We start from the raw sequence: 20973 nt of genomic DNA on the forward strand, positions 1-20973 counted from the left end.
GCGATACCTCTGTCGATTGTTGTTCGGGCTGGCTGGTACGAGCCATGCCCTCTTATAAAACATCTATTCATATATATGATTAGATGACTGTATCTACAGAGATCGAGTGCTGTCAACGCACGAGGCAGTGGTAAAGTGACGGCCGGTCGAATTTCGGATTTGAGGTTTATGAGCACCACGGCTCTGGGACAGGACGAACGCCTGCCGCTGTACCAGCGGTTGCGCGACGAGATGCTGGGGAAAATTGCCGCAGGTGAATGGCTGCCGGGCGAGGCTATCCCTACCGAGGCGGAGCTCACCCGCCAGTACGGTGTGGCCATTGGCACGGTACGCAAGGCGGTGGAAACCCTGGTCGCCGAGGGCCTTCTGCTGCGTGCGCAAGGCCGTGGCACCTTCGTACGTCGACCGAATTTCGACGGTTCGCTGTTTCGCTTCTTTCGCCAGGTCAACGCCAGTGGACAATCCCAGGTGCCGCAGAGCCGCATCCTCGACTGCCGGCAAACCCCCGCCGACGCAACCGCTCGCCAGGCACTGAAACTGGCCGATGACGAACTCTGTATCCATCTGCAACGCCTGCGGCTGATCGAGGGACGGCCGCTGTTCCATGAGCGCATCTGGCTGCCGGCCACACGCTTCGCGAACTTGCTCGACGTCGACCCGAATGACTTCCCGCAGTTGCTCTATCCCTTCTACGAACAACATTGCGGCCAGCGCATCGCCTCGGCACAGGAAACCCTCAGTGTCTCCGCTGCCGACGCCGAGACCGCCACCACTCTGAATGTGGCCACCGCCAGCCCCATCGTGGTGATCGAGCGAACGGCGCTGGGTTATGACCGCACCCCGCTCGAATATCGCCTGTCACGTGCAGCAGCGGAAAACTTCCGCTACCAGGTGGAAATCAGCTGAGAAACGGGGCGCAGGTCGCGCCCCACATCAGTCATTGCAGCGTGTAGCCCTTGTCTACCACCCAGTCCTGGCCGTAGACACCGCGAGCGCCGTTGGACAATTGGAACAACACCACTTCAGCGATAGCCTGCGGGCTGAGAAACTCGCCATCGACCAGGCGCTTGCTCACCTCGCTGGCGACGCCTGCCAGGGCGTCATCCGCCAGGCCCAGGCTGCCCCAGATCGGCGTGGCGGTCGGCCCCGGCGACACCAGATTCAGGCGCAGCCCTTCACCTGCATGTTCCAGCGCCAGGCTGCGCACCAAGGCCGAGAGCGCCGCCTTGCTGGCGATATAACCACCCAGCCCGGCGAAACCCAACTGCCGCAAGAAGGTGCTGATGAACACCACCGACGCCGGCCGCGCTAGATGGGGTTTGAGCACGGCAAAGGTGTTCAGCGCACCGGCGCCGTTGACTTGCCACTGCTGCTCGAATGCCTGCAGATCGCAACCCGGCGCCAGCCGTGCAATACCGGCATTGGGCACCAGATAGTCCACCGCGCCGAGCCGACCGGCACGCTCGGCCAGCGCATGCAGTGCATCGATATCGGTGACGTCGCCCGCGCACCAATGCAACTGCTCGGGGTAACGCGCCTGCAGCGACTCCAGCGCGGCCAATCGGCGGGAGAAAGCCAGCACGCGCGCGCCGCGCTGCAGCAACAGGTCGCAGACAGCCAGACCGATGCCGGAACTGGCGCCAGTAACGACGGCCAGACGGTGTTGAAAGTTCGTACTCATGTGCACCTCGAAACGCAAAGAGAGAAGGCGCCGCAACGACCGATCCGCCACGGCAAAATCGCTGTCACTGGAGTTGCAGGCGACCCTGCTGCAATTCGACGTTCTGGCCCAGTGCGAAGCGGGCATTCGGCGAGCGCACCCACTGCTCACGTCCGTCGTCATGCCGCACGACATAGGCGGTGCCGCTGCTACCGCTGGCTTCCTGAACCTGTGCGCCAGACCAGCCACCCACGACTGCACCGACCAGCGCACCAATCGGGCCGCCAGCAGCAGCCCCGAGCATCAGGCCGGACAGCCCGCCGAAACCGGCACCAACCAAATTTTCTTCACGTTCGGCCACCACTTCGGCGGCCTGCACAGCGTTGATGGCGACAAAGCCAAGGGAGAGCACGAGCAAGGCAATGGGTTTCATCTGAGTTTCCTTTTAGTAGTAGGCGTTGCACCCACTGCCATCTCAGATTTCATGCCAATAACTTTATTTATATAAATCAACAAATTGGAAAGATTGAAGTCATAATGACAGCAAAAAATCGAAGTCTTTATAACTACAATTGAAGTCATATCAACACAAGATCGCCTTAGAACCTACCCGAGATCCTTGTGCACTCGACAAACATAAACCCTTACTCCTACGGAATCGGCAGCAATAGCAGCCTTTCGATTTTCTGGGCTGAAGCTGATCGTCGCCCAGCTCTCATGCCACCTACCGTAGGGTGGGCCGGGCGGTACTCCACTTCAGCCCACCAACAGCCCCCAAAAAAACGAGTGAGCGGAAGTGAAAATCCTCCCGCTGATTCCAGCTAAGCTGCACGGCACTCATCACGACAAGGGAATGCACGCACCATGACTTTCATCGCACGACACTTCAAATGGCTGATGCTGGTATCCGGGGTTCTGACCGCCACCATGTTCTATGGCCTGGTCGCGCCACAGGCAGCACTCGAGTCGATGTTCGGCACATCGTTCGACGGCCAGCTGGAGTCGATCATCATCCGCAGTTGGTCGGCACTGGTCGGGCTTATCGGCGTCGTGATGATCTATGGCGCATTGAATGAAAGACATCGGGTTTTCTCTGCTTCCATCGCTGCGCTGAGCAAAGCCATCTTCGTATCGCTGGTGGTGATCTACGGACAGGAATTTCTGGGTAGCGTAGCGCCTGCCATCGCGCTGGATCTGCTGGTCATCGCCTCGACCCTGCTGTTCCTGCTGACGGCACGGCAGTCCTGAACGCACCGAGCGAAGCGTATGCGCCTCAACATCCTCTGGCTAGACTGTACAGCCGCTGCCTTGGCAGGCCTCGTCGTGCTGTCGTTCAGCGCTCAACTGAGTGATTGGTACGCCGCGCCAGAGGCACTTCTGAGGTTCATCGGCGCAGTCAATATTGCCTACGCCTGCTATTCCTTCTTCCTGGCTGCCCGTACCCGGCGCAGCGAAATATCCATTGGGCTGCTGGCATGGGCCAATGGTGCCTGGGCAGTGGTCTGTCTGTGCATCGCCGCACTCCTGGTGCAGACCCTATCCCCACTGGGGTTCATCCATATTGTTGGCGAGGCAGCCTTCGTCGGTGGCCTGGCAAGGATCGAGTGGAGATGGCGCAAGCAGTTGACCATGGCGACCTGAGCAGCGGCCCTCAACGCAGCACCTGATAGGGGGATATCGCCCCCGCTATTCCGCTACCCAGTTGAAGCGGTTCTTGCCGGCGTGCTTGGCTGCGTACATGGCCTTGTCCGCATGCTGCACCAAATCGTGGCCATCGTGGCCGTGCAGGGGGAACATCGCAGCCCCGATGCTTGCCGATATGCGCACCGGCGAGCCGTTCAGGTCGAAGGGCTGCTCAAGCGTTGCCAGCACCTTGCGTGCAACGGCTTCGCAGTCCTGCTTGCTGCCCAGGTTGGTGAGGATGATGCCGAACTCGTCGCCGCCAAAACGCGCCACCGTGTCTTCGCCACGCACGCAATCCTCCAGCCGCCTGGCGACCTGCTGCAACAGCACATCACCGGCGGCATGCCCGAGACTGTCATTGATCGCCTTGAAACCGTCCAGGTCGATGTACAGCACGGCCGACAGCCGCCCCGGACTGCGCTCCGAGGCCAGCACCCGATCCAGCCGCTGGCGAAAATACCCTCGGTTGGGCAGGCCAGTGAGCCCGTCATGCTGCGCATCGTGTGAAAGCCGCGCTTCCAGGTGCTTGCGCTCGGTGATGTCCTGGGTGACCAGCACGAGGAAATCCGGATGGCCTTCGCGATTGCGCACCACCCCCAGCGCCTCGCAGACCCAGAGCCGCGAGCCATCCTGCCGCCGGTAGGTCTTCTCGATCTCTGGAGAAAGCGCCCGCGAATCGCTGCTTAGTTGCTCATGCAGAAAGTCCTGTGCCGCGCTGGCCGCGTCGGGATCGCTCAATTCGAAAATATTGCGTCCCTGCAACACCTCGGCGGGGCAGCCCAGCATGCGCGAGAACTTCTCGTTGACCCGCAGGATCTCGCCATCGGGCGTGACGTGGGCGATGCCCATGGCGGCCTGGTGGAAAGTAGCGCGAAACAGCGCTTCGCTGCCCTGCAAGGCATCGGTGGCAGCACGTTGACGTACCAGCATCATCATCAGCAGGCCAACGAAGATGCCCACCACCAAAGTGACACCAACTGCAGCACGCAGGTAGGTCGAGCGACGCTGCAGGGTCGTGACCATTTCCTCGTCATAAGCCGTGGCCACGGTGACCATCAGAGGGTAGTCGGCCATGGTGCGGTAGCTGACGATACGGGCCACACCATCCAAGGCCTCGCCGCTGTCGTAGAAATCATCGGTATCTTGCAGCTTCTGCCGCTGAAACCAGGCCAGTGGCGCGGCACCCACGCCGAACTCGCTGCGTGGGCCAATCTTGCGCGCACGCACTACACCGTCGAGGCCGGTGAGTTCCAGCAGCCCTTGCGACCCCAGATCGACCTGATGGAAGAAATGCGTGACGTCCTCCGGACTGACCGCCATCACCACGACTCCAGCAAAGCGGCCATCGTCGCGCTCGATACGCAGTGACAACGGTATCAGCCAGCGTCCGGAAACCCGCCCGAGCACGGGCTGACTGATGAACAACCGATCGGCCTGCGCGTCGCGCTGCGCTGTGAAGAACTCACGATCGGCGTAATTGACTGCACCGGTGTTCTGGCTGCTGCTGACGATATCGCCATGCTCGTCCACCACACTGACGATGGTGAACATCTCCTCGCGGATCACGCCCTCTTCGACCCAGCGGCGCAAGTCGATTGCCCTGCCTTGCTGGCGGTATTGCTCCCGCACGAAGGCCGCCACCTGCTCGGCCGCCTTCAACGTGCGGAATACCTGTTGCTCGAAGGCGATGGCAAGGCTGGAGTTGGACTCCATCTCCGAGGCCAGCGTCTGCTCACGCTCGAACGCGATCCGTTGCAGGGTGATCAACCAGACAACGGCAACGAACACGCTCGCCAGAACAATCAACAGGTTCAAGGGTGTTGCGATACGAGCGCGGCGAGCGGCTGAATAGTGCTCGTCATCCGGCAGTCTGGGCGGGGTCATCGCCTTGTTCTCCAGGCCATCACATAAGCGGGCTGTGTCTTGTTGTCATGGGCTTTTGGGGGAAACTGCATCGACCCGGAAAGCCTCTGTTATCGCTCCTCGTTCAGCATCGCGGGGCTTTTCCTATCGCCTTGCCCTGAATCATAGGCACTGCAGTGCCGTTGTGCCGCCATCAGGCTGCAATGGGTTTTGCCCGAATATCGAGGTTGCGGCAGACTGACGACCGACGCGTAAGCCCAGCCACATCGCCCCGCGTTCGGGCTCTTGCAGCACGTCTTCGACAACCACCAGCCTCCGAGGCCCGCTTTGGACACCACGGTCTTTCTCGCCGTCATCGCTGCCGCTGCCCTGCATGCCGGCTGGAATGCCCTGCTGAAAATCGGCCTCGACCGTTTCCTGACCGCCACCCTGATCCAGGTCGGCGCCGGCCTGGTCGCGTTGTGCGCACTGCCGCTGGTGGCCTTGCCGCAAGCGGCGGCCTGGCCATGGATCGCGCTGTCGGCGCTGCTGCATATCGGCTACAACTTCTTCCTCGCCCGCGCCTATCAGTATGGCGACCTGGGCCAGGTCTACCCCATCGCCCGAGGCAGTTCACCGCTGATGGTGGCGCTGCTGTCGTTGCTGCTGTTGCACGACAGCCTGAGCGCCTTGCAGCTGCTCGGCTTGCTGATCCTGGTAATGGGTATCTGGCTGATGGCGATACGCGGCGGCCATCAGCAAGCGCCGCAGCGCGCGATGCTGTTCTGCGCGCTGATGACGGCGCTGTTCATTGCCGGCTATACCCTCAGCGACGCCATCGGCGCGCGCAGCAATGGCGATGCCTTGAGCTATTCGCTGTGGCTGTTCAGCGTCAACGGCGTGGTGATGGCGATCGTTCTGGCCATCAGCCGTGGGCCACGCGCCTTCCTGCAACTGGGGTCGCACTGGCGGGGCGGGCTGGCCGGTGGGGCGATGTCGATGGCGGCCTATACCCTCGTCATCTGGGCAATGACCCAGGCTCCCGTGGCATTGGTATCGGCACTGCGCGAGACCAGCGTGGTCTTCGCGGTATTGCTGGGCATGGTGCTGCTGAAGGAGCCTCTACGGCCGATCCGCCTGCTGTCCTGCGCAGTGATCGCCGCCGGCGTAGTCATCATGAAGCTGGCCTGAAGCGCGAAGCGCCAGCACGCGCCTGGACAAATGACGCCTCAGCAAGGTGGCCTGCCCTCACTTACAGCCCCGTGCTACCTTGCAGCCCGTCCCATAGCCGGAAGCCTGGAACCCCGTGACATCAGCACCGCCGTTTTTTCTGATTGCCATCGTTATCGCCCCGCTGATGTGGGGTTATCTGATTGTGCTGGGTGGTTTCACACTCAAGCTGTTCGGCAAGAATCCAAAGACGCGTATCGAGCGCCCATACCGAACCATGCTGAAAGTCAGCCTGCTCTCGTTCCTCATCTTCATCCTGGCGTCAGCCCCCATTCTCGCAGCCAACATCGCCAGCCCAGGCGCCAGCTCGTTCGCCATTCCCTATGCCGCCTGCCTGTTCGTCGCCGGGTTCATCGTTTTCATTCAGAAAATCAGCAGCGCCACGACAGGCCCCCAGCAAGCGCTCATCTGCACCGGCCTGACGGGGCTGATCGTGGCGCTGTTCACAGCCAGTCAATATCTGCTCGACTATGTGCTGCTCTCCTGATTGCAGCACCCAGGCCTGAAACGCTTGGCGCCGGCCCGAGAGCCCACGGCTGCTCGCAGCACGCGCGCTGCAGAGCACAAGAGTTTTTGCCCGCCGCCCAGGCTTGCGGCAAACTAGGCGCCTCCCGAGCGCCTGTCCGCTCCCGCATGCAAGAGCCCGTATGACCCGTTCCCCTTTTCGCCGCCTCGTCTTCGGATCGTTGCGCCGCCTGCTGTACCTCTGGGTACGCTCGGAAACCATCAACCAGTCCGCCTTCACCCTCAAGCTCGACCGCAGCAAGCCGGTGTTCTACGTGCTGCAGCAGCCCTCGGTGAGCGATCTGGCAGTGGTCGACCGCGAGTGCACCAAGGCCGGCCTGCCGCGCCCGGTATTGCCGGTAGCGGTTGGAGAACATATGGAGCCGGCCGCCTTCTTCTACCTGACACCGGAGCCGGACTGGTTCGGCCGCCAGGACAAGCGCGGCATTTCACCGACCCTGGATCGTGTGGTCACCGCCCTCACCCGGCACGCCGTGGACGACGCGCAGATCATCCCGGTCAGCGTGTTCTGGGGCCAGTCGCCGGATCGTGAAACCAGCCCATGGAAGCTGCTGTTCGCCGACAGCTGGGCCGTGACCGGGCGCCTGCGCCGGCTGGTGAGCATCCTGATACTCGGGCGCAAGACCCGCGTGCAGTTCTCCACGCCGATCCACCTGCGCGAGCTGATCGAGCAGGACAAGGGCCAGGAGCGCACCCTGCGCATGGTGCACCGCATCCTGCGCGTGCACTTCCGCAACCAGAAGGCCGCGGTGATCGGCCCGGATGTGTCGCACCGACGCAATCTGGTCAAAGGCTTGGTGCACGACCCGCTGGTGCGCCAAGCCATCGTCGAAGAGGCCGAGCGCGAGAAGATCAGCCTGGAGAAGGCCGAAGCCCAGGCACTGCGCTATGGCAACGAGATAGCCTCGGACTACACCTACACGGTGATCCGCTTCCTCGAACTGGTCTTGAGCTGGTTCTGGAACAAGATCTACGACGGCATCCAGATTCACAACGTCGAAGGCGTGCGGGATATTTCCCAGGGCAACGAAATCATCTACGTGCCCTGCCACCGCAGCCATATCGACTATCTGCTGCTGTCCTACCTGCTGTTCCGCAACGGCCTGACGCCACCGCACATCGCTGCCGGCATCAACCTCAACATGCCGATGATCGGCGGCCTGCTGCGCCGTGGCGGCGCCTTCTTCATGCGCCGCACGTTCAAGGGCAACCCGCTGTACACCGCGGTGTTCAACGAATACCTGCACACCCTGTTCAGCAAGGGCTTCCCGGTGGAGTACTTCGTCGAGGGCGGGCGCTCGCGCACCGGGCGCATGCTGCGGCCGAAGACCGGCATGCTGGCGATTACCCTGCGCAGCTTCCTGCGTTCGCACCGCCTGCCCATCGTCTTCGTGCCGGTGTACATCGGCTACGAGCGCGTGCTGGAAGGCCGTACCTACCTGGGCGAACTGCGCGGCGCGAGCAAGAAGAAGGAGTCGATCTTCGACCTGTTCAAGGTGCTCGGCGCGCTCAAGCAGCGCTTTGGCCAGGTCTCGGTGAACTTCGGCGAGCCGATCAAGCTGGCGGAATTCCTCGACCAGCAGCAACCCGACTGGCGCGAACAGGATCTCGGCCCGCAGTACCGCCCGGCCTGGCTCAACGACACCACCAACCGCCTCGGCGAGCGCGTGGCGCGCCACCTCAACGAGGCGGCAGCGATCAATCCGGTCAACCTGGTGGCCCTAGCGCTGCTCTCCACCAGCAAACTGGCGCTGGATGAGCGCGCCCTGTCGCGCGTGCTCGATCTGTATCTGGCGCTGCTGCGCGCGGTGCCCTACTCGCCGCACACCACCCTGCCGGAAGGCGACGGCCTGGCGCTGATCAAGCATGTGCAGGGCATGGATCTGCTGGCCGAGCAGAAGGATGCACTGGGCAAGATCCTCTATCTGGACGAGCAGAACGCCGTCCTGATGACCTACTACCGCAACAACGTGCTGCACATCTTCGCCCTGCCGGCGTTGCTGGCCAGCTTCTTCCAGAGCAGCGCACGGATCAGCCGCGAGCAGATCCTGCGTTACGCCGGCGCCCTGTATCCCTACCTGCAGGCCGAGCTGTTCATTCGCTGGGAACAGAGCGAGCTGGAAGGCGTGATCGACCAGTGGCTGGCGGCATTCGTCGAGCAGGGCCTGCTGAAGACCGAAGGTGATGTGTACGTGCGCCCGGCGCCCAGCTCGCGCCAGTTCGTGCTACTGACGCTGCTGTCGCGTTCGGTGGCGCAGACCCTGCAACGCTTCTACATGGCCATTGCCCTGCTGCTCAACGCCGGGCAGAACGCGATCAGCGCCGAGGAGCTGGAAGACCTGTGCACGGTCATGGCCCAGCGCCTGTCGATCCTGCATGGCCTGAACGCGCCGGAGTTCTTCGACAAGAGCCTGTTCCGCCACTTCATCCAGAGCCTGCTGGATCAGGGCGTGCTGCGCCAGGACGAAGCCGGCAAGCTCAGCCATCACCCGCTGCTCAGCGAGCTGGCCGAAGGCGCCGCCAAGCGCGTGCTGCCAGCCGAGATTCGCCTGTCGATCCGGCAGGTGGCGCTGGATCGCAACGAGGACGAACCGGCCGCGCCATGATGTGTGTAGGGTGCGCTGTGCGCACCTTCGAATCACCATAGCCACCGGTGCGCACGGCCTGGGCGGCCCACCCTACCGCTCCACGCCGCATTTCGCGTCAGCATCGTGGATGTCGCTTTTTACATCCAGCCTGGCGGTGGCTCGATGCGACCAGCCGAACCTGTCACGGGTTTGGCAGTCAGTGATAGACCACACACCGGCAGGAGGCCCTGGCAATGATCGACTCCCTGATGCTCAGCGCAGCACGTATCACCACCCTGGCGGCTGGGCAGATACTGACCAATGCCAGCGGCTTCTTCTTCCAGCGCGACGGCCGGCTGTTTCTGGTGACCAGTCGTCACGTGGTGCTCGATGAGCCCAGCGGCCATCAGCCCGATAGCCTGCAGATCGAGTTGCACACCGACGCGAACAACCTGGCCAGCACCGTCAGCTTCGCCATCCCGCTGTATGACGGCGACCAGCACCTGTGGCGCCAGGGCATGGATGGTGCTGGCGAGATCGACGTGGCGGTGATCGAACTCGATCAGGCCGCCCTTCCCCACAACGGCGCCTATCAGGCGTTCACCCCACAGCACCTACTGCAAGCCGACGAGCATGTTGAAATCGGCTCGACGCTGCTGGTCGTCGGCTTTCCACTGGGTTTTCAGGACACCCTGCACCGCATGCCGGTAGCGCGTCATGCCGGGCTGGCCTCCTCTTTCGGCCTGCGCTTCCAGGGGCTTGGCTACTTCCTGACCGATGGGCGTACCCATCGCGGCATCAGCGGCGCCCCGGTGGTCAAACGAGCCAGCGTGGACGGCGACCTGCCCTGGCACCTGCTCGGTATCCACTCCACCCGCCTGCTCGGCAACCGCGACGAGGAACAGGACGAAGCCCTGGGCCTGAACTGCACCTGGTACGCCGACATCCTGATGACCCTGACCGAGTAGACCGTAGCCCGGATGCAATCCGGAAAAGCCAGCGTAGGGCGGATCGGAGCACCGACCAACGTAGGGCGGACTCAGGAGCGAAGCGAACAGTCCGCCGATCCACGCCCCATTCGACACCACGGCCCACCATCGAAACGCCAACGGCGTACTGCTTCCGAGCGGCCGGCGCCCCGGTACGCCCTACTCGCTCTTGCTTCAGACACGTAAACGCTGTTCGCGGCTGAAGCCGCTCCTACAACAGCTACGCGGATCTCGTAGGAGCGGCTTCAGCCGCGATCAATCAGACCATCGGTTCGAACAATCCCCGGATTTCATCCGGACTACTCGCCACGAAATACGAACGACCGCCCAATAAAAAACCCGCACTGCGCATCACGCAGGGCGGGTTCTTCGTAACGCCTGGACGCCTTACAGAGTCACGGCTTTCGGCTCGGGCTCAACGGCCATTTCCACGTCCGGCGCCACTTCCACATGCTGCAGTTGCAGGCGCTCGCTGCTCCACTGACGAATGCGGTTGGTCAGCTCCAGATCATCGTTCAGCTTCTGCCCGTAGGACGGGATGATCTCTTTCAGGCGTGCCTGCCACTCAGGCGTTGCAACCTTGTCGGCGAACGCTTTCTCGATCAGGTGCAGCATGATCGGTGCGGCGGTCGAGGCGCCCGGCGAGGCGCCCAGCAGCGCGCTGATGCTGCCATCGGCGGAAGTCACCACTTCGGTGCCGAACTGCAGCACGCCACCCTTCTCCGCATCCTTCTTGATGATCTGCACACGCTGGCCGGCCTGCAGCAGTTGCCAATCTTCACTGCGGGCGTCAGGGAAGTACTCGCGCAGCGAATCCATGCGGTCTTCCTGGCTCAGCATCAGCTGGCCCATCAGGTAAGTGCTGAGCGACCAGTTGTCGATACCGGCGTTGGCCATCGGCAGGACGTTGTCGGTGGTCAGGGTGCTGAACATGTCCAGCAGCGAACCCTGCTTGAGGAACTTGGTGGAGAAGGTGGCGAACGGGCCGAACAGCAGCACGGTCTCGCCATCGATCACGCGGGTGTCCAGGTGCGGTACAGACATGGGCGGCGAACCGACCGAGGCCTTGCCGTACACCTTGGCCAGGTGCTGCGCGACGATTTCCTTGTTGCGCGTCATCAGGAACTGCCCGCCCACCGGGAAGCCGGCATAGCCCTTGGCTTCTTCGATATCGGACTTCTGCAGCAGCTTGAGTGCCCCACCACCGGCGCCGATGAAGACGAAGCGGGCGTCGACCACCTTCTCTTCATCCTTGGCCAGGTCGGCCACGGTCACACGCCAGGTGCCATCGTCGTTGCGCTCGAGGTTACGTACCTCGTGCTCCAGGTGCAGACGCGCCTGGCCCCTGCCAATCAGCGAGTCGACCAGCTGACGGGTGATCTCGCCGAAGTTGACGTCGGTGCCGATGGCCATGCGAGTGGCGGCAACGTGCTGGCCCTCGTCACGGCCCTGCATGATCAGCGGCGCCCACTGGGCGATCTGCGCGTGATCCTCGCTGAACTCCATGCCACGGAACAGGTTGCTGTGCTGCAGCGCGGCGTGGCGCTTGCGCAGGTATTCGATGTTCTCCTCACCCCAGACGAAACTCATGTGCGGCGTGGTGTTGATGAAGCTCTTGGGCTTGCTCAGCACCTCGCGCTCGACCTGAGTGGCCCAGAACTGCTTGGAAATCTCGAAGGACTCATTGATCGCCACGGCCTTGCTGATATCGATGCCACCATCAGCGGTTTCCGGGGTGTAGTTCAGCTCGCAGAAAGCGGAGTGACCGGTACCGGCGTTGTTCCAGGCGTTGGAGCTCTCACCGGCGACGCGGTCGAGACGCTCGTAGATCTCGATGTTCCAGGTCGGCTCCAGCTCGTGCAGGTAGGTGCCCAGGGTCGCGCTCATCACACCAGCGCCGATCAGCAGGACATCGACGGTTTTCTCGGGCTCGCGGTTGTTGGAGCAGCCGATCAGGCTGAGGCTGAGCAGCGTCAGCAGGATTTTCTTCATGACACAGTCCAATGGTGACGCACGGTGGACGCCGTACGCGCAAGGTTTCTGACAGCGACCGGTTTAGAGCCTGTTTAGGAGCTCGCGAGCTAGAGATAAACAGCGGCAAAAATGGCCGAGGAAGCGGAGTTTACGTGCTGTAAATGAGCATTCCGAGGCCGTTTTTAACACTGTTTAGCCGACGCGCAGCAGATCCAAAATAGGTTCTTAGGCCGCTCATGGGACAAATGCTGCAGGTGTGCAGCGCTGCGGAAGGAAGGGTGTTCCAGGCCTCTTGGTGGGCTCGTTCCGCTCGCGCCCTGCAAGAGCAAGATGCATGCCGCTGAAAGGATTCAGCCATAGTCTGGGGCCTGGCCGCCCGCTGCTGCGGCCGGGGCTGGCGAGTTCTCGCCAAACTCGGCCGAGCGAGAGGTCAAGGGTGGCGGGATTCCGCCCCCTTGCTCAAAGGGCGAACAGCAGTGGCAACAGCAAGGCGGTGGCGATACCCAGCAGGCTCATGGCCAGCGCGGCGAACGCACCGCACTCCTGCCCTTCCTGCAAGGCATGGGCGGTGCCGATGGCGTGGGCGTTGATGCCGTAGCTCAAGCCACGGGCAGCCGGGTGCTCGACACCTGCCCAGCGCAGCAGCAACGGCCCGAGGGCAGTGCCGATGACGCCGGTGAGCATCACCATCACCGCCGCCAGCGAAGCGATACCGCCGATCTGCTCGGCCACCGGCATGGCAATCGGCATGGTCACCGACTTCGGCGCCAGGCTCATCACCACGCTCCAGTCGGCGCCCAGGGCCCAACCGATGGCCAGGGTCAGCGCCACCGACAGCACACCGCCGGCCGTGAGGGTGATCATCACCGGCCAGAACAGTTGGCGGATGCGTTCGATGTTGTGCTGTAGCGGCACGGCCAACGCCACGGTGGCCGGGCCGAGCAGCCAGGCGATGGGCTCGGCGCCCGCGCGGTAGGTCGCGTAGTCCACGCCGCACAGCAGCAAGGTGGCGACGATCAGCACGACGGAAACCAGTACCGGTTGCAGCACCAGCCAGCCACTGCGCCGGTAGAGCCAGGCCGCGAACAGGAACGCCGCCAGCGTCAGCGCGATGGCGAACAGCGGATGCTGGGTCAGTACATTCATCGGTCGCGCTCCTGACGGCGGATCAGCGTCTGTAACAACCAGCCGCAGAACGGCACCGTGACCAGCAGCGACAGCACCAGCGCAGCAGCGATCACCGGCAGTTCGCCGAGCAGCAGATCGCTGCTGGTCATGATGCCTGCGGCCGGTACCGCGAGCAGCAGCGGCAGGTAGGGCAACAGACCGCCCGCGGCCTGCTGCAACGGCTCAGGCACGGCGCCGCGCCACATCAGCCAGACCGAGAGCAACAGCAGGCCGATGATCGACCCCGGCAACATCGGCAACAGCCAGTGGTTGAGGGCGATACCGGCAAGTTGCAGCAGCACCAGCCAGAACAGTCCGCGCAGCAGCGTCATGTCGGCTCTGCCTCGGCGCCGGCACGCCCCCGCCGGAACAGCGGACGCGGCTCGATGACCGAACGGCCGTACAGCACGCTCAACCCCGCCAGGCCCTTGAGCGCATCCTCTACCGACTTGTCGGCACGCACGGCAAAGGCATCGAAGCCGCATTGGCGCATATGCGCCAACTGGTCACGCAGCACATCGCCCACCGCGCGCAACTCGCCACGCCAGCCCAGGCGGGTGCGCAGCAGGTAGGCCTGGCTGTAGCCACGACCGTCGCGAAAGCTGGGAAAGTCGATGGCGATCAGCGCCAGGCTGGGCAGGAACGGCTGCAGTTCTTCGGGTTCATCATCCACTTGCAGCAGCAGGCCATCGGCGCTCATCGCCCTGCCCTGCAGCACCTCGGCCGACTGCCGTTCGCGCCAGGCGGCCAGCGGCAGGATCAGCGGCGCCGTGCCGGTATTCTCGGCATCATGCAGTTGCCAGGGATCATCAGTGACGATGCAGGCCTGGCCATCGACCAGGCGGATCAGATTGTTCATGCCACCACCTCCCGGGTGTAGACGCGTTCCTTGAAGGGCTCCAGGCCGATGCGCTGGAAGGTATCGAGAAAGCCCTCGTTGACCTCGCGATAGTCGACGTAGGTCTGCACGATGCGCTCGATCACAGCCGGCACCTGCTCGGCGGCGAACGACGGGCCGATCACCTTGCCCAGCGCCGCTTGCTGGCCCTGGCTGCCGCCGAGGGTCAACTGGTACCACTCACTGCCGTTCTTGTCGACGCCGAGGATGCCGATGTTGCCGATGTGGTGATGACCACAGGCGTTCATGCAGCCGGAGATGTTCAGGCTCAGCTCGCCCAGATCGTGCAGGTAATCGAGGTCGTCGAAACGCTGCTGGATGGCCTGAGCAATGGGGATCGACTTGGCGTTGGCCAACGCGCAGAAATCGCCGCCCGGGCAGGCGATGATGTCGGTGAGCAGGCCGGCGTTGGCGGTGCCCAGCCCTGCTGCCTGCGCCTCCAGCCAGAGTCCATAGAGATCGCCCTTGCGTACATCGGGCAGCACCAGGTTCTGCTCGTGCGCGATGCGAATCTCGCCGAAACCATAGCGCTCGCTCCAGTCGGCTACGGCCTCCATCTGCTCGGCGGTGACATCGCCGGGCGGCGCGCTGATGCCGGGCTTGGTCGACAGCACAACGCTGAGGTAGCCGGGCACCTGATGCGCCATGACATTGCGTGACACCCAGCGGGCGAAGGCCTCGTCGCGGGCCAGGTGAGTGCCGAATTCAAGGTCAATGGCATCCAGAGGGGCATAGGCCGGCTTGTGGAAAGACGCGGCGACGCGCTGGTATTCATCTTCGGTGAGCCGCGCGGGGCCATCCTTGATCGGCTGCCATTCGCGCTCCACCTCGGCGGCGAAGGCCTCGATGCCCAGTGCCTTGACCAGGATCTTGATGCGCGCCTTGTACTTGTTGTCGCGCCGGCCATGGCGGTTGTACACGCGCAGGATGGCCTCGACGTAGGACAGGCAATCCTGCCAGTGCAGCCCTTCACGCAGGGTCTGGGCGATGATCGGCGTGCGTCCCAGACCACCACCGACCAACACGCGCAGTCGCAGTTCGTCGGCCTCGTCGCGATACAGCTGCAGGCCGATGTCATGCACCTGAATCGCTGCACGATCCTCTTCAGCGGCGCACAGGGCGATCTTGAACTTGCGCGGCAGGAACAGGAATTCCGGGTTGACCGTCGACCACTGGCGGAGGATCTCGGCCAGCGGGCGCGGATCGAGGTACTCGTCGGCGGCGACCCCGGCGAAGGCCTCGGTGGTGATGTTGCGCACGCAGTTGCCCGAGGTCTGGATGGCGTGCATGTCATGGTCGGCCAGCCAGTCGAGGATGTCCGGCACACGCTCCAGATCGACCCAGTTGAACTGGATGTTCTGCCGTGTGGTGAAGTGGCCATAGCCCCGGTCGTACTCGCGGGCGATATGCGCCAGCGCGCGCATCTGGCTGGCTGACAGGGTGCCGTAGGGAATCGCCACGCGCAGCATATAGGCATGCTTCTGCAGGTACAGGCCGTTCTGCAGGCGCAGCGGCAGGAACTCTTCTTCGCTCAGCCCGTCGGCCAGGCGCCGCTGTACCTGGTCGCGGAACTGGGCCACGCGCTCGCGCACCAGCGCGCGGTCATAATCGTCGTATTGGTACATGCCGGCAGGCCTCCTGATCACGGGGCGTCGACTATGCCTGCCAGGTGTGCTTCGAAAACAGCGCCAGAAAAGCCTAAAAAAACCAGATCAGATGGGCGAGGCAGTTGCCACTACCGAGCGCTGATTGGCGCGGCGCGATGTCGCAGGTGCGCATCTCTATCGCAAAGGCTTAAAACTGCAGACGCCAGATATGACCTGGCCTGGAGGCGTATCAGGTGTTTTTCAGCACGCTTGTCCGACGCATCTGATCCGCTTTTTTATCGAAAACCTGAGTCTGTTTTGCGATCAGTTCCCCTCTGATCATGGCGCCAGCCTGATAAACGCCTGATGAGGGCAACAACATGACTGACCGTATCCCCGTGCGGGCCATCGAGACCATCGATCCTGCCAAACCCATCCGCCTGACCCCGGCCCAGGCCGGCGGCCCGATCCACACGCGCAGCTTCACCGGACGCTTTCGCAACCTGCGCCTGCTCGGTGCCGGCCTGCTGTTCCTGCTGTTCTTCGGCACCGCCTGGATCGACTGGAATGGCCGCCAGGCCGTACTTTGGGATCTGGAGAACCGCCAGTTCCACATCTTCGGCGCGACCTTCTGGCCACAGGATTTCATCCTGCTCTCAGCGATTCTGATCATCGCCGCCTTCGGCCTGTTCTTCATCACCGTGCTCGCCGGCCGCGTCTGGTGCGGCTACGCCTGCCCGCAGAGCGTGTGGACCTGGGTCTTCATGCGTGTCGAGCAGATCACCGAGGGCGACCGTGGCCAGCGCATCAAGCTTGATGCCGCGCCCTGGTCACTGCAGAAACTGGCTCGGCGCAGCGCCAAGCATGGCCTGTGGCTGGCCGTCAGCGTGGTCACCGCGATGGCCTTCATCGGCTACTTCACCCCGGTGCGTCAGCTGACCACTGATTTGCTGACCCTGGAAATGGGCGCGACCACCGCGTTCTGGGTGCTCTCCTTCACCGCTGCCACCTACATCAACGCCGGCTGGCTGCGCGAGAAAGTGTGCCGCGACATGTGCCCCTACTCGCGCTTCCAGAGCGTGATGTTCGACAGCGACACGCTGGTCATCTCCTATGACGCTGCCCGTGGCGAAAACCGCGGCCCGCGCCGCAAGGACGCCGACTACAAGGCAGAAGGCCTCGGCGATTGCATCGACTGCACCATGTGCGTCCAGGTCTGCCCGACCGGCATCGACATCCGCGATGGCCTGCAACTGGAGTGCATCGGCTGCGGCGCCTGCGTCGACGCCTGCGACAGCGTGATGGACAAGCTCGGCTATGACCGAGGTCTGGTGCGCTACAGCTCCGAACACGAGCTGGCCGGCGGCAAGACCCACTGGCTGCGCCCACGCCTGATCGGCTACGCGGCGATGCTGGCCGTGATGATCGGCGCCTTCGTCTGGGCGCTCAACGAACGACCGCTGATATCCCTGGACGTGACCCGCGACCGTGGTCTGTTCCGCGAGAACGCCCTGGGCCAGATCGAGAACATCTACAGCCTGAAGATCATCAACAAGACCCAGCAGCCACGTAGCTATGCCATCGGCCTGGTCGACGCCGGCGACTTCGAGCTGCACGGCCCGAGCACGCTGAACCTGGCTCCGGGCGAGATCCGCGACCTGCCGGTGAGCGTCGCGCTGACCGCCACGCACAATGGCGCCGGCCCGCAGACCATACGCTTCGAGGTAAGCGACAAAGCCGATTCGCAGAGCCATGTGAGCACCAAGAGCACCTTCCTGGCACCGCTGCGTTGAACCCCGCATGCCACACCTTGTAGGAGCGGCTGGACGGCATTCCGTTTTAGCCGCGATAAGCGCTGCGCCCCTCGATCGCGGCTGAAGCGGGATGCCGCCCAGCCGCTCCTACAGTCGATGTACGTTCCCATTCATGAGGCACTGCCATGTCTGCCGCTCACCCCGTAAAGTGTTCGTCCGTACCCTTTGCGTCGGTGAACCAGGACAGGATGAAACGCTACGAAAAATTCGCCGACGAGATCGCCGAGCTGATCCGCACCGGCGTGCTCGGCCCCGGAGAGAAGGTTCCTTCGGTGCGCCACGCCAGCCGCACTTACGGAGTCAGCCCGTCCACCGTGTTCCAGGCCTACTATCTGCTGGAAGACCGCGGGCTGATTCAGGCGCGGGCACGTTCCGGCTACTTCGTCCGCGAACACGCCAAGCGCCCGCTGCACGAGCCGGAACTGACCGCCCACGCGGCGCAGACCACCGAGGTGGACGTCAGCGAACTGGTGTTCTCCGTACTCGCCTCGCTGAAAGACCCACACACCGTGGCCTTCGGCTCGGCCTTCCCCAGCCCTGACCTGTTCCCCCTGCCGCGCCTGGCCAAGAGCATGGCGCACGCCCTGCGCATGCTCTCGCCACACGAGATCATCGCCGACATGACCGCCGGCAACGCCGACCTGCGCCGGCAGATTGCCCTGCGCTACATGGTCAGCGGCGTGATGCTGCCGATGGAGGAGCTGGTGATCAGCAACGGCGCCATGGAGGCGCTCAACCTCTGCCTGCAGTGCGTGACCCAGCCAGGCGACCTGGTGGCCATCGAATCGCCGACCTTCTACGCCTGCCTGCAGGTGCTGGAGCGGCTGCAGCTCAAGGCGGTGGAAATCCCCGTGCACCCGCGCGAGGGCATCGACCTGAACGCCCTGTCGGAAAGTCTCAAGCAACTACCAATCAAGGCCTGCTGGTTCATGAGCAGCCTGCAGAACCCGCTCGGCGCGAGCATGAGCGAGACCAAGAAGCAGGCGCTGTACGACCTTTTGGTCGAGCATCAGGTGCCGCTGATCGAGGACGACGTGTATGCCGAGCTGTACTTCGGCAGCCACCCACCCAAGCCGGTGAAGAGCTTCGACCGCGACGGCCTGGTGATGCATTGCAGCTCCTTCTCCAAGAGCCTGGCGCCGGGCTATCGCATCGGCTGGGTAGCGGGCGGACGCTATGCCGAGCAGATCGCCCGGCTCAAGCTGATGACCACCATTTCCCCTTCGGTGCCGGCCCAGGCGGCATTGGCCGACTATCTGCAGCACGGCGGCTACGACCGCCACCTGCGCAAGCTGCGCCATGCCCTGGAAATGCAGCAGAGCGCGATGCTCGCCTCGGCTGCCCGGCACTTTCCGGCCAGCACGCGGGTCACGCGGCCGGCAGGCGGCTACTTCCTCTGGTTCGAATTCCCCGAGCGTCTGGACTCGCTGCAACTGCTGCGTCTGGCGTTGGCCCAGGGCATCAGCCTGGCGCCGGGGCCGATCTTCTCCGCCAGCCAGGGCTTTCGTCACTGCGCGCGGCTGAACTACGGCCACCCGTGGAATCCGCGCAGCGAACAGGCCATGGAAGTGCTCGGACGCCTGGTGGCAGGGTTGCTGTAGCCAGGATGAAATCCGGGGCCGGAGAAGGAATTTTCCCGGATTGCATCCGGGCTACGCCGCGGTGTGGCCTGGCGCTGAGAGCGCCTGACAGCTGGTGCGCACGGCGCACCCTACAGTCGTCCGCGGCTACTCCTGATCCGTGCGCACCGAAATACCCATCCGCACTCCCGGCATGATCCCGGACAATATCCGCCGCCACTCCCCGGCCTAGACTCGGGCTTTCCCGAGTCCGCACGGAGAGCAGCAGCATGTCACCCGATATCGTCATCGTCGGCGCCGGCCCAGCGGGCCTGTGCCTGGCGCGCGCCCTGTCCGGGCACGGTCTGTCCATCGTCGTGCTGGAGCGCCAGGCCGAGCAGGCCCTGGCGGAACCGGCCTTCGACGGTCGCGAGATCGCCCTCACCCATGGCTCGCAGGCGCTGCTCGAACGCCTTGGGCTATGGGCACGCCTGCCTGCCGAGGACGTCGCCGTGCTGCGCGATGCCCAGGTGTTCAACGGCCCCTCGCTGTTCGCCCTGAAGATCCGCGCCGAGCAAGCCGGCGCCGAGCGGCTCGGCCATCTGGTGGCCAACCAGGCGATTCGTCGCGCCGCCTATCAGGCCGTCAGCGAGTGCGCCGATGTGCAACTACTGTGCGACACCAACGTGCGCGCCATCCAGCAAAGCGAGAGCGAGGTGAAACTGGTGCTGCAAGACGGCCAGGTGCTGCAACCGCGCCTGCTGGTCGCGGCCGACAGCCGTTTCTCGGAAACCCGTCGTCAGCTCGGCATCGGTGCGCAGCTCAAGGACTTCGGCAAGACCATGCTGGTGTGCCGCATGCAGCATGAGCAGGATCATCAGCAGGTGGCCTGGGAGTGGTTCGGCTACGGTCAGACCCTCGCCCTGTTGCCGCTCAACGGTCGGCAGTCGTCGACCGTGCTGACCCTCCCGCCACGCGAGATCGAACATCTGCAGAAGCTCGATGAAATCAGCTTCGCCCGCGAGATGGAACGGCGCTTCGACCGTCGTCTGGGCGCCATGCAACTGATCAGCAGCCGCCACGCCTATCCGCTGGTAGGCGCCTATGCACGGCGCATGGTCGGCAGGCGCTGCGCGCTGCTCGGCGATGCCGCGGTGGGCATGCACCCGGTCACCGCGCATGGCTTCAACTTCGGTCTGATCGGCGTGCAACTGCTCAGCGACGCCCTGCTGGCCGCCCATGGCAAACACCAGGATATCGGCGCAGCTGCACCACTGGCCCGCTATGAGCGCCAACTGCGCCTGGCCACCTGGCCGCTGTACCAGGCCACCAACCTGCTGGTGGAGCTGTACACCAACGACCACCTGCCCGCCCGCCTGCTGCGCGGCGCCGGCCTGCGTGTGGCACAGGGCCTGCTGCCGTTGAAGAAGGGCATTGCCCGCCACCTGACCGCCCAGGCGTAAGCCCTGAAAGCGCGCG

At 63.7% G+C, this 20973-nt stretch carries 18 protein-coding genes; 10 read left to right on the forward strand and 8 right to left on the reverse strand.

Features of this window, described 5'->3' with window-relative positions; all coding sequences use genetic code 11:
* Window positions 1–168: 168 nt before the first annotated feature.
* Window positions 169–906, forward strand: a complete 738-nt coding sequence (locus HS968_RS17360) for a GntR family transcriptional regulator (protein ID WP_182367540.1) — start codon at window positions 169–171, stop codon at window positions 904–906.
* Window positions 907–937: 31 nt separating this feature from the next.
* Here the strand turns inward: HS968_RS17360 and HS968_RS17365 are convergent, their stop codons facing one another.
* Window positions 938–1681, reverse strand: a complete 744-nt coding sequence (locus HS968_RS17365) for an SDR family NAD(P)-dependent oxidoreductase (RefSeq protein WP_182367543.1) — start codon at window positions 1679–1681, stop codon at window positions 938–940.
* 64 nt (window positions 1682–1745) lie between these two features.
* Window positions 1746–2093 (reverse strand): hypothetical protein, encoded by a 348-nt coding sequence (locus HS968_RS17370; RefSeq protein ID WP_182367546.1) that lies wholly within the window; start codon window positions 2091–2093, stop codon window positions 1746–1748.
* A gap of 431 nt (window positions 2094–2524) precedes the next feature.
* Between HS968_RS17370 and HS968_RS17375 the strand changes: the two genes are divergently transcribed.
* Window positions 2525–2908 carry a hypothetical protein gene (locus HS968_RS17375; RefSeq protein ID WP_182367549.1) on the forward strand — a complete coding sequence of 128 codons (384 nt, stop codon included), beginning with the start codon at window positions 2525–2527 and terminating at the stop codon, window positions 2906–2908.
* Window positions 2909–2926: 18 nt separating this feature from the next.
* The gene (locus HS968_RS17380; protein WP_182367552.1) at window positions 2927–3301 is read left to right on the forward strand and encodes a hypothetical protein; all 375 of its coding nucleotides are present in this window, start codon (window positions 2927–2929) and stop codon (window positions 3299–3301) included.
* 45 nt (window positions 3302–3346) lie between these two features.
* Here the strand turns inward: HS968_RS17380 and HS968_RS17385 are convergent, their stop codons facing one another.
* On the reverse strand, window positions 3347–5227 hold the full coding sequence (locus HS968_RS17385; RefSeq protein ID WP_182367565.1) for a sensor domain-containing diguanylate cyclase: 1881 nt from the start codon (window positions 5225–5227) through the stop codon (window positions 3347–3349).
* A 306-nt stretch (window positions 5228–5533) separates the two neighbouring features.
* Here HS968_RS17385 and HS968_RS17390 point away from each other — a divergent pair, with 306 nt between their 5' ends.
* The 4 genes from HS968_RS17390 to HS968_RS17405 all read left to right on the forward strand — a co-directional run bounded on the left by HS968_RS17390 (window position 5534) and on the right by HS968_RS17405 (window position 10475).
* Window positions 5534–6376 carry an EamA family transporter gene (locus HS968_RS17390; protein WP_182367568.1) on the forward strand — a complete coding sequence of 281 codons (843 nt, stop codon included), beginning with the start codon at window positions 5534–5536 and terminating at the stop codon, window positions 6374–6376.
* 256 nt (window positions 6377–6632) lie between these two features.
* Window positions 6633–6902, forward strand: coding sequence for a hypothetical protein (locus HS968_RS17395; RefSeq protein WP_170965176.1), 270 nt, complete (start codon window positions 6633–6635; stop codon window positions 6900–6902).
* Between the two features lie 160 nt (window positions 6903–7062).
* The gene (gene plsB / locus HS968_RS17400) at window positions 7063–9546 is read left to right on the forward strand and encodes a glycerol-3-phosphate 1-O-acyltransferase PlsB (RefSeq protein WP_182367571.1); all 2484 of its coding nucleotides are present in this window, start codon (window positions 7063–7065) and stop codon (window positions 9544–9546) included.
* Between the two features lie 215 nt (window positions 9547–9761).
* Complete coding sequence (locus HS968_RS17405; protein WP_182367576.1) at window positions 9762–10475, forward strand: S1 family peptidase; 714 nt, start codon at window positions 9762–9764, stop codon at window positions 10473–10475.
* Window positions 10476–10883: 408 nt separating this feature from the next.
* Here HS968_RS17405 and HS968_RS17410 read toward each other — a convergent pair whose 3' ends face one another.
* The 5 genes from HS968_RS17410 to HS968_RS17430 all read right to left on the reverse strand — a co-directional run bounded on the left by HS968_RS17410 (window position 10884) and on the right by HS968_RS17430 (window position 16160).
* Complete coding sequence (locus HS968_RS17410) at window positions 10884–12488, reverse strand: malate:quinone oxidoreductase (RefSeq protein WP_182367579.1); 1605 nt, start codon at window positions 12486–12488, stop codon at window positions 10884–10886.
* Between the two features lie 441 nt (window positions 12489–12929).
* Entirely contained in the window at window positions 12930–13616 is a 687-nt protein-coding gene (locus HS968_RS17415; RefSeq protein WP_182367582.1) for an LrgB family protein, read from the reverse strand.
* Entirely contained in the window at window positions 13613–13969 is a 357-nt protein-coding gene (locus HS968_RS17420) for a CidA/LrgA family protein (protein ID WP_119692891.1), read from the reverse strand. Before HS968_RS17420 ends, HS968_RS17415 begins: the two co-directional genes overlap by 4 nt.
* Window positions 13966–14496: a DUF934 domain-containing protein gene (locus HS968_RS17425; RefSeq protein ID WP_182367584.1), complete on the reverse strand. Its 531-nt coding sequence runs from the start codon at window positions 14494–14496 to the stop codon at window positions 13966–13968. Before HS968_RS17425 ends, HS968_RS17420 begins: the two co-directional genes overlap by 4 nt.
* Window positions 14493–16160 (reverse strand): nitrite/sulfite reductase, encoded by a 1668-nt coding sequence (locus HS968_RS17430; protein ID WP_182367586.1) that lies wholly within the window; start codon window positions 16158–16160, stop codon window positions 14493–14495. The genes HS968_RS17425 and HS968_RS17430 overlap by 4 nt, the downstream gene beginning before the upstream one ends.
* Window positions 16161–16501: 341 nt before the next feature.
* Here HS968_RS17430 and ccoG point away from each other — a divergent pair, with 341 nt between their 5' ends.
* From ccoG to ubiM, 3 genes are all read left to right on the forward strand, one after another.
* Window positions 16502–17914 carry a cytochrome c oxidase accessory protein CcoG gene (ccoG, locus tag HS968_RS17435; RefSeq protein WP_179622081.1) on the forward strand — a complete coding sequence of 471 codons (1413 nt, stop codon included), beginning with the start codon at window positions 16502–16504 and terminating at the stop codon, window positions 17912–17914.
* A gap of 209 nt (window positions 17915–18123) precedes the next feature.
* Window positions 18124–19536, forward strand: coding sequence for a GntR family transcriptional regulator MpaR (mapR, locus tag HS968_RS17440; protein WP_119692895.1), 1413 nt, complete (start codon window positions 18124–18126; stop codon window positions 19534–19536).
* Between the two features lie 248 nt (window positions 19537–19784).
* Complete coding sequence (gene ubiM, locus HS968_RS17445; RefSeq protein WP_182367589.1) at window positions 19785–20957, forward strand: 5-demethoxyubiquinol-8 5-hydroxylase UbiM; 1173 nt, start codon at window positions 19785–19787, stop codon at window positions 20955–20957.
* Window positions 20958–20973: the final 16 nt, after the last annotated feature.

This window comes from Pseudomonas berkeleyensis (assembly GCF_014109765.1).
In the GTDB taxonomy this organism is placed as follows: Bacteria; Pseudomonadota; Gammaproteobacteria; order Pseudomonadales; family Pseudomonadaceae; genus Aquipseudomonas; species Aquipseudomonas berkeleyensis.

Excerpts from the sequence above, each read along its gene's own strand:
- HS968_RS17360 (WP_182367540.1), top strand. The coding sequence starts at position 169 with ATGAGCACCACGGCTCTGGGACAGGACGAACGCCTGCCGCTGTACCAG.
- HS968_RS17365 (WP_182367543.1), bottom strand. The coding sequence starts at position 1,681 with ATGAGTACGAACTTTCAACACCGTCTGGCCGTCGTTACTGGCGCCAGT.
- HS968_RS17370 (WP_182367546.1), bottom strand. The coding sequence starts at position 2,093 with ATGAAACCCATTGCCTTGCTCGTGCTCTCCCTTGGCTTTGTCGCCATC.
- HS968_RS17375 (WP_182367549.1), top strand. The coding sequence starts at position 2,525 with ATGACTTTCATCGCACGACACTTCAAATGGCTGATGCTGGTATCCGGG.
- HS968_RS17380 (WP_182367552.1), top strand. The coding sequence starts at position 2,927 with ATGCGCCTCAACATCCTCTGGCTAGACTGTACAGCCGCTGCCTTGGCA.
- HS968_RS17385 (WP_182367565.1), bottom strand. The coding sequence starts at position 5,227 with ATGACCCCGCCCAGACTGCCGGATGACGAGCACTATTCAGCCGCTCGC.
- HS968_RS17395 (WP_170965176.1), top strand. The coding sequence starts at position 6,633 with ATGCTGAAAGTCAGCCTGCTCTCGTTCCTCATCTTCATCCTGGCGTCA.
- plsB (WP_182367571.1), top strand. The coding sequence starts at position 7,063 with ATGACCCGTTCCCCTTTTCGCCGCCTCGTCTTCGGATCGTTGCGCCGC.
- HS968_RS17405 (WP_182367576.1), top strand. The coding sequence starts at position 9,762 with ATGATCGACTCCCTGATGCTCAGCGCAGCACGTATCACCACCCTGGCG.
- HS968_RS17410 (WP_182367579.1), bottom strand. The coding sequence starts at position 12,488 with ATGAAGAAAATCCTGCTGACGCTGCTCAGCCTCAGCCTGATCGGCTGC.
- HS968_RS17415 (WP_182367582.1), bottom strand. The coding sequence starts at position 13,616 with ATGAATGTACTGACCCAGCATCCGCTGTTCGCCATCGCGCTGACGCTG.
- HS968_RS17420 (WP_119692891.1), bottom strand. The coding sequence starts at position 13,969 with ATGACGCTGCTGCGCGGACTGTTCTGGCTGGTGCTGCTGCAACTTGCC.
- HS968_RS17425 (WP_182367584.1), bottom strand. The coding sequence starts at position 14,496 with ATGAACAATCTGATCCGCCTGGTCGATGGCCAGGCCTGCATCGTCACT.
- HS968_RS17430 (WP_182367586.1), bottom strand. The coding sequence starts at position 16,160 with ATGTACCAATACGACGATTATGACCGCGCGCTGGTGCGCGAGCGCGTG.
- ccoG (WP_179622081.1), top strand. The coding sequence starts at position 16,502 with ATGACTGACCGTATCCCCGTGCGGGCCATCGAGACCATCGATCCTGCC.
- mapR (WP_119692895.1), top strand. The coding sequence starts at position 18,124 with ATGAAACGCTACGAAAAATTCGCCGACGAGATCGCCGAGCTGATCCGC.
- ubiM (WP_182367589.1), top strand. The coding sequence starts at position 19,785 with ATGTCACCCGATATCGTCATCGTCGGCGCCGGCCCAGCGGGCCTGTGC.